Origin of the sequence: Candidatus Pedobacter colombiensis (genome assembly GCA_029202485.1) — a bacterium.
Taxonomy (GTDB): domain Bacteria; phylum Bacteroidota; class Bacteroidia; order Sphingobacteriales; family Sphingobacteriaceae; genus Pedobacter; species Pedobacter colombiensis.
The window spans coordinates 3,037,768-3,052,461 of sequence record CP119313.1 but is presented as its reverse complement, the minus strand read 5'-3'; the positions used below and the strand labels follow the sequence as shown (position 1 = coordinate 3,052,461).

Annotated in this window: 9 protein-coding genes; all 9 read left to right on the top strand. The window is 40.9% G+C overall.

Going from position 1 to position 14,694, the window contains the following annotated elements; genetic code table 11:
• Positions 1–2: 2 nt before the first annotated feature.
• The 9 genes from P0Y49_12935 to P0Y49_12895 are packed head-to-tail and all read left to right on the top strand — an operon-like array spanning position 3 to position 14,687.
• Entirely contained in the window at positions 3–1,409 is a 1,407-nt protein-coding gene (locus tag P0Y49_12935; GenBank protein ID WEK17701.1) for a glycoside hydrolase family 140 protein, read from the top strand.
• A gap of 11 nt (positions 1,410–1,420) precedes the next feature.
• Complete coding sequence (locus P0Y49_12930) at positions 1,421–2,329, top strand: glycoside hydrolase family 43 protein (GenBank protein WEK17700.1); 909 nt, start codon at positions 1,421–1,423, stop codon at positions 2,327–2,329.
• Between the two features lie 5 nt (positions 2,330–2,334).
• On the top strand, positions 2,335–4,179 hold the full coding sequence (locus tag P0Y49_12925) for a six-hairpin glycosidase (GenBank protein ID WEK17699.1): 1,845 nt from the start codon (positions 2,335–2,337) through the stop codon (positions 4,177–4,179).
• A gap of 58 nt (positions 4,180–4,237) precedes the next feature.
• Complete coding sequence (locus P0Y49_12920) at positions 4,238–5,656, top strand: sialate O-acetylesterase (protein WEK17698.1); 1,419 nt, start codon at positions 4,238–4,240, stop codon at positions 5,654–5,656.
• Positions 5,657–5,673: 17 nt separating this feature from the next.
• A complete protein-coding gene (locus P0Y49_12915; GenBank protein ID WEK17697.1) occupies positions 5,674–8,448 on the top strand; it encodes a glycoside hydrolase family 2 TIM barrel-domain containing protein in 2,775 nt (924 codons plus the stop codon).
• A gap of 34 nt (positions 8,449–8,482) precedes the next feature.
• Complete coding sequence (locus tag P0Y49_12910) at positions 8,483–11,224, top strand: family 78 glycoside hydrolase catalytic domain (GenBank protein ID WEK17696.1); 2,742 nt, start codon at positions 8,483–8,485, stop codon at positions 11,222–11,224.
• A 17-nt stretch (positions 11,225–11,241) separates the two neighbouring features.
• On the top strand, positions 11,242–12,378 hold the full coding sequence (locus tag P0Y49_12905) for an exo-alpha-sialidase (GenBank protein ID WEK17695.1): 1,137 nt from the start codon (positions 11,242–11,244) through the stop codon (positions 12,376–12,378).
• Positions 12,379–12,382: 4 nt separating this feature from the next.
• Entirely contained in the window at positions 12,383–13,786 is a 1,404-nt protein-coding gene (locus tag P0Y49_12900) for an acetylxylan esterase (protein ID WEK17694.1), read from the top strand.
• A gap of 4 nt (positions 13,787–13,790) precedes the next feature.
• A complete protein-coding gene (locus P0Y49_12895; protein WEK17693.1) occupies positions 13,791–14,687 on the top strand; it encodes a TIM barrel protein in 897 nt (298 codons plus the stop codon).
• The last annotated feature ends 7 nt before the right edge of the window (positions 14,688–14,694 follow it).

The following is a 14,694-nucleotide window of genomic DNA, read 5'->3' as shown; positions in this document are numbered from 1 at the left end:
TAATGTATAAAAGGATAGTCTTATTTGCCATTATTTCATTAGCGTTGTTTGGTTGCGCTTCTAACAAGAAACCTGTGGGGGTTAAAGGTTTACAGGTTTCGGAGAATGGCAGGTATTTTACGGAAGAGGGTAAGCCATTCTTTTGGCTGGGTGATACAGGATGGCTTTTGTTTAATAAGCTAACCCGAGAACAGGCAGATCAATATCTGGAAGACCGTAAACAAAAAGGGTTTAATGTAGTGCAGGTGATGGTATTGCATACCGTTCCATCTGTAAATATTTATGGTGATTCTTCATTGGTAAATGGCGATATCTCTAAACCAAAAGTTACCGAAGGCAGCTCTTTTGCCGATTCCACACAGTATGATTTCTGGGATCATATTGATTATGTGATTGGTAAGGCGAAAGAAAAAGGCATTTATCTGGCAATGGTTCCTGTTTGGGGAAGCAATGTGAAGAACAAGAAAGTAACACCGGAACAGGCAAAAATATATGCAGAGTTTTTAGCCAAAAGATACAAAGATAAGCGTAACATCATATGGTTAAATGGTGGTGATATCAGAGGAGACGAAGGAGGGAAAGTTTGGGAAATGATTGGCAGCACATTGCGGGCCAATGATCCAAATCACTTGATTACTTTTCACCCTAGAGGGAGAACTGGCTCTTCGGAGTGGTTTCAGGATGCGAATTGGTTAGATTTTAATATGGTACAATCTGGTCATCGACGTTATGATCAGGATACCTTAGCCAAAGAAAAATGGCATTATGGCGAGGACAACTGGAAGTATATTGAAAAAGATTACAACCTAAAACCTGTTAAACCAACAATTGATGGGGAGCCTTCTTACGAAGATATACCACAAGGCTTACATGATTTCTCGCAGCCAAAATGGAGCGATGCAGATGTAAGGAGATATGGCTACTGGTCTGTTTTTGCTGGTGCATTGGGTTATAGTTATGGTGATAACTCGGTAATGCAGATGTATAATCCGGAAAAGAAAGATCCTGCTTATGGTGCAACAAGACCATGGCAGGAAGCATTGAATGATCCGGGGGCGGGACAAATGGTGCATTTGAAAGACCTGATGTTGTCCCGAAATTCTTACTTTGATAGGGTGCCCGATCAATCATTAATTGTTGGAGCTGCAGGTGGTGACGGTGAAAAATACAACAGATTGATGGCAACCCGTGGCAAAGACTACATTTTCGTATACACCTATACTGGTAGAAACATTCCATTGAAGATGGGCGTACTTTCCGGTGATCAGGTAAAAGCGTCATGGTTTAATCCCCGTGATGGGAAAACTACGCTTATCGGCAATATTGAAAATAAAGGAACCCATCAATTTGATCCTCCGGGAGAAGAAAAGAATGGTAACGATTGGGTATTGATTGTAGATAAAATATAATGATGAATGGAATGAAGCGTACATATCGTTTGTTTTTGCTATTTGGTTTGGCGGTGGCATTTAGCTCTTGTTCTAAAAAGGGCTATTTGTTTACCTCCTTTCATGAGCCTGCAAATGAAGGTCTACGTATGCTGTATAGCTACGATGGCTATAAGTGGCAAGATCTGAATAAGATTTTCCTGAAACCGGAGATCGGTAAGCAAAAGATCATGCGCGACCCTTCGATGATACAGGGACCTGATGGTCTTTTTCATTTGGTATGGACTTGTGGTTGGAAAGGCGAAAGAGGCTTTGGTTATGCAAGTTCTAAAGATTTAATCCATTGGTCGGAACAGCAATTCATTCCTGTATTGCAAAATGAGCCGACAACAGTAAATGTATGGGCTCCGGAATTGTTTTATGACGAGATTAAAAAAGAGTATATTATCATTTGGGCTTCTACTATACCTTATCGCTTTGAAAAAGGAATAGAAGAGGAGGAAAACAACCACAGGATGTATGCGATTACCACTAAAGATTTTAAAACCTTTAGCGAGGCTAAGTTATTCCTTGACCCGGGATTTAGTGTAATTGATGCTGTGATTGTAAAGAAAGCAGCTGAAGATTATGTGTTGGTATTGAAAGACAATACAAGACCAAACAGGAATTTAAAGGTAGCTTTCAGTAAGGATGCTTATGGGCCATATACTGGTATTTCGGAAGCATTTAGTGGTAAACTTACAGAAGGTCCAACAGCGGTTAAGATAGAAAAAGACTGGTTGATTTACTATGATGCCTATGGCGAGAAAAGGTATGCAGCCATGAAAACCAGTGATTTTAAAAGTTTTAAGGATGTTTCTGCCGAAACGGTAATCCCAAAAGGGCATAAACATGGGACGATAGTGCCTGTAAATAAGAAAGTGATTAAGCGTTTGAAATAACAATAATGAAGATATATAACAAAATTTGGATAGCCTCAGCGATTTTTATATCTGTACAAACTGTACAAGCACAGGATACCGTGCGTTATATTGGCAAAACGCTGGTTAATGCCGATTATCACCACGGTCAGCTTGTGCCTGTAATGGGGGTTCATAGCATTCAGACCTTCCGGGCAAACCGGGAACATCCTGAGCTTTCGGAGGGTTTTGGCTGGACTTATAACCATGCACCAATGTTAGCCTACTGGAACAATACATTTTATGTTGAATATTTAAGTGATAAGGTGGGGGAGAGTATCCCCCCAGGACAAACCTTACTGCAATCTTCGAAAGATGGTTATAGCTGGACTAAGCCTGATGTGATTTTCCCGGTTTACCGTATTCCTGATGGAACTACAAAAGAAGGTCATCAAGGTGTGGCGAAGGACCTAGATGCGGTAATGCACCAGCGGATGGGCTTTTATGTCGCTAAAAACAATACTTTTCTGGTTTTAGGTTTTTACGGGATCAGCTTTGATGCAAAGGATGATCCGAATGATGGTAAGGGAATTGGAAGAGCAGTAAGGGAGATATTACCTGATGGTAAATATGGACCGATTTATTTTGTCCATTATAATCCAGGATATTCTGCCAAAAATACTTCCTATCCATATTATACTTCAAGCAAGAACAAAAAGTTTGTAGCAGCCTGTAATGAATTGCTGGCTAATAAATTGATTACACAGCAATGGAATGAAGAGTCCGATAGGAATGATCCACTCATCACCTTAAAGAAACAATATAAAGCTTTCAGTTATTACCACTTGCCGGATGGCAGAGTCGTGGGTTTATGGAAAAATGCACTTACAGCGATCAGTAAGGATAATGGAAAAAGCTGGCCGGAAAATGCCTTTCGTGCACCTGGTTTTGTGAACAGTAATGCCAAAATATGGGGACAAAAAACATCAGATGGTAGTTATGCAACAGTATATAATCCGTCGGAATACCGTTGGCCATTAGCGATTTCGACCAGTAAAAATGGTTTAGAATATACCAATTTGCTATTGGTAAATGGGGAGATTGCCCCAATGCGGTATGGAGGTAATTATAAATCATATGGACCACAATATGTGCGTGGAATTATTGAAGGTAATGGTGTGCCGCCTGAAGGAAAGATGTGGGTAACCTACAGTATGAACAAGGAGGATATTTGGGTGTCATCAATCCCAGTCCCAGTTAAAGATAAGGCAGATCAGCATGTAAACGAGGTTTTTAATACGATGCCTGCAGGTAAAGAGTTGGAATTTTGGAATATATATAGTCCTCTTTGGGCACCTGTAAAAATAGCAACGGTAGCAGGAAACACAAAGGCTTTGGTTTTGGCTGATAAAGATCCTTTTGATTATGCAAAAGCAGAGCGCTTGTTTCCTTCTTCTAAAAAAATAGTGGCATCCTTCAGTGTTACGCCAATGCAAGATGATAAGGGCTTGCTTGAAATTGAATTACAGGATACGAAAGGTACAGCTTCAGTACGCCTTACTTTCGATTCAACAGGTACTTTGAGTGCAAAAGCAGGTGCGCGTTACAAGAATTTTATGAAATATAAGGCGGGAGAAAATTATGATATCAAAGTGAAATTGAATACGGCTGACCGTTTTTATACCGTTACTGTAAATGGAAAGGATGTGTTAACCAGTTTGGCTTTTGTACCGGTTGCGGAAGTAAGCCGTGTGGTATTCCGTACAGGTGACATACGTCATTTTCCGAATGTAGATACTCCAGCTGATCAAACTTACGATCTGCCAAATGCAGGAGCATCGTTACCTCAGTCTACCTATTATATCAAATCATTAAAAACAGAGACATTTTAATATAAAGATGATGGGCCTAAGAAGATATTTTCTGTTGATTTTGTTATTGGGAATGATAATGAAGGCTAAAGCAAAAATACTTTTACCTCAAATTCTTTCGAGTAATATGGTTTTACAGCGTCATAAACCTTTAAATATTTGGGGTTTTGGTGCAACTGGAGAGGCTGTTTCAGTAAGCTTTGCTGGTCAGCTTAAGCAAACTATAACCGATGCAAATGGCAAATGGAAAGTGGTTTTAGCACCTTTGCAAACATCTGCAGTTCCTGCTGTAATGACCATCAAAGGAACAAACACTATTGTACTGGATAACATTTTAGTAGGAGAGGTTTGGCTATGTTCCGGACAATCGAACATGGAATATGCGATGCGTAAGATCGCAAAAGTAAAAAAGCCTTTAAAAGAAGAGCTTGGGTATCCTGTTGATGAAGTCGAAAAGGCCAATAATTCACTGATTCGTATATTTTTAGTTAACCGGAAGGAACTCAGTAAACCGGATTCTATCCATAAAAGCTGGAATATTGCCCGGGATTCAGCTTTAAAGAGCTTCTCAGCAGCAGGTTATTTCTTTGCAAAGGCCTTATACGATAAATTGCATATACCGATAGGGGTGATCTCTTCGGCGGTAAGTGGTAGCCCGATTGAACCATGGATGCCTAAAGAAAGTTTGGAAACCGATTATTTTAAAGGACAGAAAGTAGGGAACGACCCCGGCAAGTTTTATACGCCTATGATTGAACCATTAACACCTTTCGCTTTGCGAGGGTTTTTGTGGTATCAGGGCGAAACTAATTGCTTCTTAAAAGAGAACATCAGCTATAGCTATAAAATGAAAGCATTGATCAATAGCTGGAGAACAGCATGGAGCAACGCCTCAGGTGTATCCGGTAAAGAAACTGAGCTGCCATTTTATTACGTGCAAATTGCTCCTTTTAATTATGCGGCCACTAAAGGCAAGGTAGTATTGGATGCAGAGACAGAACCTGAATTTTGGGAGGCACAGGCACAATTGCTAAGGGTGCCTAATACCGGAATGGTGGTCACGACCGACTTAAACGATTATCCTGATGATTTACATCCCACTTATAAATGGGAAATAGGTCGCAGGTTAGCCCTTTGGGCATTGGCCAATAACTATGGTGAAAAAATAAACTACTCAGGCCCCATTTATCAATCGGTTAGCCTTAAAGGAGAAACTATCGAACTGGATTTTGATCATATCGGTAATGGCCTGATAAGTGTCGATGGCAAAGCTTTAGATTGCTTTACCGTAGCAGGTGCCGATGGAAAATTTGTATCTGCCGAAGCTGTAATCAAGGGAAACAAGATTATTGTTTCGGCAAGGGGCTTGGAGAAACCAACTACAGTGCGCTTCGGGTGGAATGAAGCCATGCGACCTAATTTGTATAACAAGGACGGTTTGCCGGCTTTGCCATTCCGAACAGATAATCCATTAACAAAACAATTTAAACCTATATAAAACCAGATCCTTTATTCATGAAGCTTACACCGATCCTTTCTATTATTTTGCTGACACTATTCAGCTCTGTTCGCGCTCAGCAGACAGAGCAACTCTATTTATCGGGTACCGGAAACGACGATACTGTAAAATGGGATTTCTTTTGTACGGCAGGAATGAACTCAGGAAAATGGACTACCATACCCGTACCATCCAGTTGGGAATTACAGGGTTTTGGTAAGTATGATTATGGATTTTCTAAAGATAGCTTGCGTGGTAAAGAACTAGGCTTATATAAATATAACTTTAAAGTCCCTGCAAGTTGGAAAGGCAAAAAAATAAATATCGTATTTGAAGGTTCGATGACCGATACCGAAGTAAAGATCAATGGTAAATCGGCAGGAGCTATTCATCAGGGATCTTTTTATGTGTTCCGTTATGATATTTCGACCTTGTTGAAATATGGAGCGGCCAATCTGCTGGAAGTAAAGGTTGCTAAACATTCGGCCAATAAATCGGTAAACGAAGCAGAAAGAAAAGCGGATTTCTGGTTGTTTGGTGGGATATTCAGACCGGTATACCTGGAGGCTTTGCCTTTACAGCATATAGAAAAGGTAGCCATAGATGCAAAAGCAGACGGACAATTTAAAGCTGAAGTTCAGATAGCCGGTAATGCGGATAGGATAGCTGTGCAGTTGTATACTACCGATGGTAAAAAATATGGCTTGCCGTTCGAAGGAAATGTGAAAAATGGATCAGCATTAATCAATGGATCATTTAATTCTCCTAAATTATGGTCTTCCGAGTTCCCTAATCTCTACAAGGCCACATTTACTTTATATCAGAAAAATAAAGCGGTTCATACTTTATCCAAAAAGATCGGTTTTAGAACTGTAGAGGTTAGAGAAAGAGATGGGGTGTATGTGAATGGAGTTAAGATGAAGTTTAAGGGGGTAAACCGCCATTCTTTTTACCCTGCATCGGGCAGAACAACCAGTAAAGCCATTAGCATTGCTGATGTATCGCTAATGAAAGAAATGAACATGAATGCGGTCAGGATGTCGCATTACCCACCAGATGGACATTTTTTGGATGTTTGTGATTCATTAGGTTTGTTTGTGATGGATGAGTTGGCAGGTTGGCATGGGCATTATGATACTCCTACAGGTACTAAATTGTTGAAAGAAATGATGGCAAATGATGAAAATCATCCTTCTATTGTGTTTTGGGCAAATGGAAATGAAGGCGGACATAACCGTGATTTTGATCCGATATTTAAGCAATTGGATATTCAGAAAAGACCTGTCATCCATCCTTGGGAAGTCTTCGGTGGGTTTGAAACTACGCATTACAGGGAATACAATTACGGAATCGGGAACTACGACCATGGTCACAACATTGTGATGCCAACTGAGTTTTTGCATGGAATGTTTGATGGTGGGCATGGAGCCGGACTTGAAGATTACTGGAAGGCAATGTGGAATAATCCACTGGCAGCGGGTGGTTTTCTATGGGATTTTGCAGATCAGGGTGTAGTGCGTACAGATAAGAACGGGATCATTGATACCGATGGAAATCATGCACCTGATGGAATTGTTGGCCCATATCACGAAAAGGAAGGTAGTTTTTTTACCATTAAAGAAGTTTGGAGCCCTGTGTTTATGGAGCATAGGGAGATTACTCCGGCATTTGATGGTCGCTTTAACCTGGAAAACAGGTATGCTTTTACCAATCTGAATCAGTGTACCTTTAGCTGGAAATTAAAAAAACTAGGCAAAATAGCGGTAGAAGAGGAGTATAAAGCCGGTAATGCGGTTGCACCGGATGTAAAACCATTTGAAAAAGGGGTGTTGAAATTGGATTTGCCGGCCGACTGGCGAAACTTTGATGTATTGTATGTAACGGCGAAAGATAAGGATCAGTGTGAGCTGTTTACCTGGAGTTATCCAATCGTAATGCCTGCGCAACAGGCGGAGAAAATGGTAGTTAAATCCGGAGCAGGTAAAGTAGAGGTGGTGCAATCAGCTACAACTTTTGAAATTACGGCTAATGGCATCCGATTATCCATCAATAAAACAACGGGTTTATTGGAGAAAGTGGGCAATGCAAAGGGGCTTATTCCATTTAACAACGGACCGATCCTTCAGGAAGGGGTAAATAACTTTAAAGACTTTACCTCCCGTAAGGATGGTAATAACATCATCATCTCTTCTAAATTTAATAGAAAAGAAAGTTACAATACGCTCGAATGGACCATTTATCCTTCAGGATGGGTAAAAATGCAGGTCAAATATTTCCCTGCTGCCTATTTCACCACTTTTGTGGGAATGAACTTCTCTTATCCTGAAAAGGAAATTAAAGGGGTTGAATACATGGGGAACGGTCCATACCGCGTATGGAAGAACCGCATGAAGGGCACTCAGTTTGGTGTATGGCATAAAGATTACAACGATTCTGCAACGGGTGAAGTTCCCTTTAACTACCCGGAATTTAAAGGGTATTATTCCAATTTGTATTGGTGTAAAATAATCGGCAAGGAACAATCTTTTAAAGTCGTGACAGATCAGGAGGATATTTTTCTGAGGTTATTTACACCTAAAAAATCAAAAGATACAGAGTATGACAATATGCAGCCAACTTTTCCTAATGGTGATATTTCTTTCATGAATGGGATTTCGGCTATCGGTACTAAAACTCAAAAGCCGGAAACAACAGGTCCGATGGGGATGAAACATGTATTTTATGATTTTGAGAAAGAGCCTGCACGGGCATTGGATATGACGCTGTACTTTGATTTTTCGACCAATAATTAATTGCTTAAATTGAATAGAAAAAAGCCTGAACCGAATGAAGCTTAAACGATATATCCTACTTGCAGCTATTTTAATGCTCAGCTTTACTGGGGCATTTGCCCAGATATCACTGCAAAATCTACGTTGCGAGCTGTTGCAAAATCCTTTGGGAATTGACGTGGTTAAACCACGGTTAAGCTGGGAAATCACTTCAGTTCAGCGTGATGTTAGACAAACAGCCTATCATATTCTGGTGGCCTCATCGGTAGATAAGCTCACAGAGAATGATGCGGATATATGGAACTCAGGTAGGGTAAATTCATCGGAATCGATTTACAACCAATATGCCGGGCCGGCATTAAAAAGTAAAAACAAATATTACTGGAAAGTTAAAGTATCTACGAACAAAGGTGAAACGAGTTGGAGCAAACCTGCATCATGGTTAATGGGGTTGCTGTATTACAAAGATTGGGAAGCCAGATGGATAGGTTTTGATCGCTTTTTTCCTTGGGACAATGAAAACGAGGATCGTTTATCCGCTCGCTATTTCAGAAAAGAGTTTTCAACGGATAAAACAGTAGCATCTGCTACTGCCTACATTATGGGGATGGGCTTATATGAAATGTATATTGACGGTAAAAAAATCGGCGATCAGGTTTTGGCTCCTGCACCTACAGATTATACAAAGAATATAAAGTACAATGCATTAGATGTTACTAAACAGTTGAAACAGGGCAAGCACGCTATAGGCGTAATCTTGGGAAACGGGCGTTTTTTTGCCATGCGTCAGGCCAAAGCTTATAAAGTGAAAACATTCGGGTTCCCAAAATTACTCTTGCAGGTGGTCATTAAATATACCGATGGCTCTACAGTACTAATCAAAACGGACGATAGCTGGAAAGGTACCGCTGATGGACCAATTCTTGCCAATAATGAATACGATGGTGAGGTATACGATGCCCGTAAAGAGTTTAAAGGATGGACCGAGCCTGGATTTAACGAGAATAAATGGCTCCAGGCCGAATATGTTCAGGAACCTGGCGGTACTTATGAGGCCCAGTTAAGTGAAGCTATGAAGGTGATGAAAAATATTGCACCTATATCAGTTAACAAACGTCCGAATGGTAAATACATCTTAGACTTTGGTCAAAACTTTGCAGGTTGGGTCAAGTTTAATGTTAAAGGGCCTAAAGGAACTGTTGTTTCATTGAGGTTTGCAGAGTCGCTGGAACCCAATGGGGAGCTATTCAGAACAAATTTACGAGATGCTAAAGCAACAGATTCTTATACACTTAAGGGAGAGGGAACCGAAACCTGGGCGCCAAGATTTACCTATCAGGGATTCCGTTATGTCGAATTGAATGGTTATCCTGGTATTCCTCAAAAAGATGATTTTACGGGATGCCTGGTTTATGATGACATGAAAACTGTAGGGACTTTCGAGTCTTCCAATAGTCTGCTCAATCAGATATTCAAAAATTCATGGTGGGGCATTGCCTCCAACTATAAGGGAATGCCAATTGATTGTCCACAGCGTAATGAGCGCCAACCTTGGTTGGGTGACAGGACTGTAGGTGCCTACGGTGAAAGCTTTTTATTCGACAATACTGCTATGTATAAAAAATGGTTGGATGATATTCGCTATGCCCAGAAAGAAGATGGCGCGATACCTGATGTTGCTCCGGCATTTTGGAGGTATTACAGCGACAATGTGACCTGGCCTGCAACTTTGCTTATGATATCTGATATGCTATACAAGCAAACAGGAGACGTTACTATACTGATTGCAAACTATCCTGCTATTAAAAAATGGATGGGTTATATGAAGGACAGGTATATGAACAATGAAGGGATCATGACAAAAGATAGCTATGGTGATTGGTGTGCACCTCCTTTAACAGCTGAGGATGGTAAGGGCGTAAATGCCGATCAGAAACATCCAAGTGCATTAATTGCTACAGCTTATTATTATCACTTAGCTACTATGATGACCCGTTACAGCGCGCTTACAGTTAATGGAGCTGATAGTGCGGGTTATGCCGCATTGGCCTCGGAATTAAAAAAAGCATTTAACAGTAAATTTTACAATGACCAGGGGTATTATGGCGACAATAAATTAACGGATAATCTGTTGCCTGTTTATTTCGGTATAGTCGACGAAGGGAACAAGAAGAAGGTTATAAAGCAGATCTGCTCCATTATAGAAGAAAAAAATAATGGACACCTGAGTACCGGATTAATAGGGACACAATTCCTGATGCGTACGCTTACGGAAGTTGGAAGGAGTGATCTTGCTTACCGGATAGCTTCACAGAAAACCTATCCTTCATGGGGATATATGATTGAAAATGGCGCTACAGCGATATGGGAATTATGGAATGGAAATACTGCTGCCCCTAAAATGAACTCTCAAAATCACGTGATGATGCTTGGTGATTTACTGATCTGGTATTACGAAAATCTGGCCGGCATTAAAGCAGCTGCACCCGGATTTAAGGAAATTGTGATGAAACCAGAGATGATTGAGGGATTGGATAAAGTAAACGCAACTTATCAATCTGTATATGGCCCTATAATAAGCAGCTGGGCTAAAACCTCTGGTAAGTTTAGTTGGAACATCAGCATTCCGCCAAATACTACAGCAAAGATCAGTATTCCTGCAAAATATGTAGGACAGGTAAAAGAAAGTGGACAGAAAGCTACAGATGTTAAGGGGGTGAAGTTTATACACATGGAAGCTGGTAGGGCAGTGTGTGAGCTAGGCTCGGGTGATTATACATTTACAGCAGTACAATAAAATTTAATAGACGACACATGATGAATAAGAAAATATACCTATTGACCTTACTAATCTGCATGACTGGCGGATTGATCCTAAAAGCGCAGTCGCAGAAATGGCGTTCAGGAATCATAACAGATGAATTCTTGTACGAAAAGGCAGCTTTTCCTTCCTGCCACTCTGCGACTATTGCTGAAACCCCCACAGGATTGGTGGCAGCTTACTTTGGCGGTACCAAAGAGCGTGATCCTGACGTAGAAATTTACATTAGCCGTAAAGTAAACGGAACATGGTTAGCCCCTGTTTCAGTGGCCAATGGTATACAGAATGAGAAATTAAGATTGCCAACCTGGAATCCTGTTTTGTACCAGGTACCTGGTGGCGATTTGCTGTTATTTTATAAGATAGGTCCTAAACCATCAGAATGGTGGGGAATGATGCGTACTTCTAAAGATGGAGGAATTACCTGGTCAGATGCTAAAAAACTACCTGATGGATACATCGGCCCTGTTAAAAACAAGCCAGTATTGCTAAGCAATGGCAACTTATTCTGTCCTTCGAGTAAAGAAGGCGATGGTTGGAAGGTACATTTTGAAGTAACCAAAGACAATGGGCAAAACTGGCGTACAGTTGGTCCGATAGCAGGTGCAGGATTGAACGCCATACAGCCAAGTATTTTAGACCATGGAAAGGGCAAACTGCAGATTTTAGCCAGAAGCAGAAACAGAGCAATAGTGGAGTCATGGTCATCCGATAACGGAGAAACCTGGTCTACCTTAACCAAAACAACTTTACCTAACAACAACTCGGGTACTGATGCAGTTACTTTAAAAGACGGCCGTCACGTACTGGTTTATAACCATGTATTGCCTCCGGGAGATCTGGCTAAAGGCGCAAGAACCCCTTTGAATGTCGCTATTTCCAAAGATGGTAAAGAATGGTATGCAGCCCTGATCCTCGAAGATTCTCCAATTAGCCAGTACTCTTATCCGGCAGTGATCCAAACCACAGATGGTATGTTACATTTCATTTATACCTGGAGAAGAGAAAAGATCAAACATGTTGTAGTTGATCCGTCAAAGTTGAAACTTAAAAAGATTGTAAATGGCGTTTGGCCAAAATTAAACGGATATTCTGCACCTGTGGTTACAGATGTTAAAAACGAGGAGTAATCTGATGAAACGAATTGCCTTATTTCTGATTGTGGGATTTTCGCTGATTTTAAGCGTCGCTGTTGCGCAAACGCAAAATTCTGATCTTCTATACCGGCAGCCACTTAAAACTGTGTTGATGGAGATAGAAAGCCGTTTTAAAGTAAAGATAAAGTATAATGATGATCAGGTGAAAGACCGATGGGTGAATTATGCACTTTGGCGTTTCAGACCGGAGCTCGATGAAACATTGTCTAATGTGCTGGCACCTTTGGATTTAAAGGTAAACAAAGAGAAAGAAGGCATTTATAAGTTAAAAGAATACGAGTATTATCGTTGGGATGTACAAGATGGGCAAAATAAGTTGGATCAATTGGCTGCGCAATATCATGATAAAGCCAGTTGGGAGCAGCGCAGGACTTTAATCAAGCCGGGTTTGTATGAGGCTCAGGGCTTGTCGACCCTGCCAGTGAAACCCACATCTAAACCCATTATTACTCCTAAAAGAGTAATGGATGGTTATACGGTAGAAAATATTGCAATTGAAATCTTACCAGGACTATATGTGAATGGCTCTTTGTATAAACCTTTAAAAGTTAAAGGAAAGATCCCGGTAATGCTAAGTCCGGATGGACATTGGGCACAGCAGCGGTACCGTGCCGATTGCCAGATCCGCTGTGCGATGATGGCCAGAATGGGTGTGATGGCGATTAGCTATGACCTGTTTGCTTGGGGGGAATCCTTGCTTCAGTTTAAGTCGGAAGACCACAGAAGAAGTCTGGCACAAACTATTCAGACTCTTGGTGGTATTAGGATACTGGATTATGTTTTGTCCCTTAAAGAAATTGATCCAAATCGTGTTGGTATTAGTGGTGGATCGGGTGGGGGTAGCCATACCGTGTTGATTGCGGCTATGGATGATCGTATTAAATTAAGCATTCCGGTAGTGTCTTTATCTTCTTCATTTTATGGAGGTTGTCCGTGTGAAAGTGGAATGCCTATTCACCTGTGTGCAGGCGGTACAAACAATGTAGAGATTGCAGCAATGGCTGCGCCAAAACCTCAGTTGGTCGTATCGGATGGAAAGGATTGGACGGTTACAGTACCTGATCATGATATGCCTTTTCTTAAAAAAATATACAGCTACTATGGTAAATCGGATCAGGTAGAGAATGTTCATCTGCCTGACGAAGGTCATGATTTTGGCCCGTCGAAACGCAAGGCTGTATACGATTTTATCATTAAAAACTTCAAGTTAGATGGAGCTTTGGTAAAGGATAAAGCCGGTCAATATGATGAAAGCAAATGCACCATTGAAAAAGAACCTGCTATGTATGTGTTTGGCGATAAAGGAGAGCATCTGCCTGCCAATGCAATAAAGGGATTTGAACAATTAGAACAGGTATTTAAAGCAAGTATTTCAAAATAAAGCTATGGAAAATCGTCGTCAGTTTATTGGAAAACTGACCCTTCTTATGGGTGGGTTGATGCTTGGCAACCAATATACATGGGCTTTAAGGGCTAAAGAACAACGTTATAAAGTTGCAGTGGTCGATCTTATGATCCTAAAACGGCAAAAATTGGGTGCCTTACAGCTGACCAGGGATATAGGTGCTGATGGTGTGGAAGTGGATATGGGTGGATTGGGCGATAGGGACACTTTTGATAATAAACTCGTTGATCCGGCGACCCGAAAGGAGTTTATGGATACAGCGAAAGTGCTGAATCTGGAAATTTGTTCGCTGGCAATGACTGGCTTTTACGCACAATCACTGGCTACGAGACCCACTTATCAGCAAATGATCGGGGATTGCATTGCCACCATGAAGGAGATGAATGTAAAAGTTGCCTTTTTACCATTGGGCGTCCAGGGTGATCTGGTTAAGAATCCGGAACTGCGACCTGCTTTAGTGGAACGCTTAAAAGTGGCCGGAAATATGGCAAAGAAAGCTGGAGTAGTGATTGGTATTGAAACTGCCTTAGATGCTGCTGGTGAATTACAATTCTTAAAAGACATAGGTTCAAGTGCTATAAAAAGCTATTTCAACTTTTCCAACGCCATAAAGAATGGCCGTGATTTGAATAAGGAACTACAGATATTGGGCAAAAAGAACATTATCCAGATTCATTGTACAAACGATGATGGCGTATGGCTGCAGAATGATCCTAAGATTGATATGAGGGCAGCTCGAAAGACACTGGATGATATGGGGTGGAAGGGATGGCTGGTTGTAGAACGTTCCAGAGATGCCAGGGATGCCCGTAATGTAAAGTGGAATTTTAGTGCAAATACAGCTTATGTAAAGTCTGTTTTTCAGTCAGATATATAACTCGAGA

Coding starts and splice junctions, on each gene's coding strand:
- P0Y49_12930 (WEK17700.1), top strand. CDS start 1,421: ATGAAGCGTACATATCGTTTGTTTTTGCTATTTGGTTTGGCGGTGGCA.
- P0Y49_12915 (WEK17697.1), top strand. CDS start 5,674: ATGAAGCTTACACCGATCCTTTCTATTATTTTGCTGACACTATTCAGC.
- P0Y49_12910 (WEK17696.1), top strand. CDS start 8,483: ATGAAGCTTAAACGATATATCCTACTTGCAGCTATTTTAATGCTCAGC.
- P0Y49_12925 (WEK17699.1), top strand. CDS start 2,335: ATGAAGATATATAACAAAATTTGGATAGCCTCAGCGATTTTTATATCT.
- P0Y49_12895 (WEK17693.1), top strand. CDS start 13,791: ATGGAAAATCGTCGTCAGTTTATTGGAAAACTGACCCTTCTTATGGGT.
- P0Y49_12905 (WEK17695.1), top strand. CDS start 11,242: ATGATGAATAAGAAAATATACCTATTGACCTTACTAATCTGCATGACT.
- P0Y49_12900 (WEK17694.1), top strand. CDS start 12,383: ATGAAACGAATTGCCTTATTTCTGATTGTGGGATTTTCGCTGATTTTA.
- P0Y49_12920 (WEK17698.1), top strand. CDS start 4,238: ATGAAGGCTAAAGCAAAAATACTTTTACCTCAAATTCTTTCGAGTAAT.
- P0Y49_12935 (WEK17701.1), top strand. CDS start 3: ATGTATAAAAGGATAGTCTTATTTGCCATTATTTCATTAGCGTTGTTT.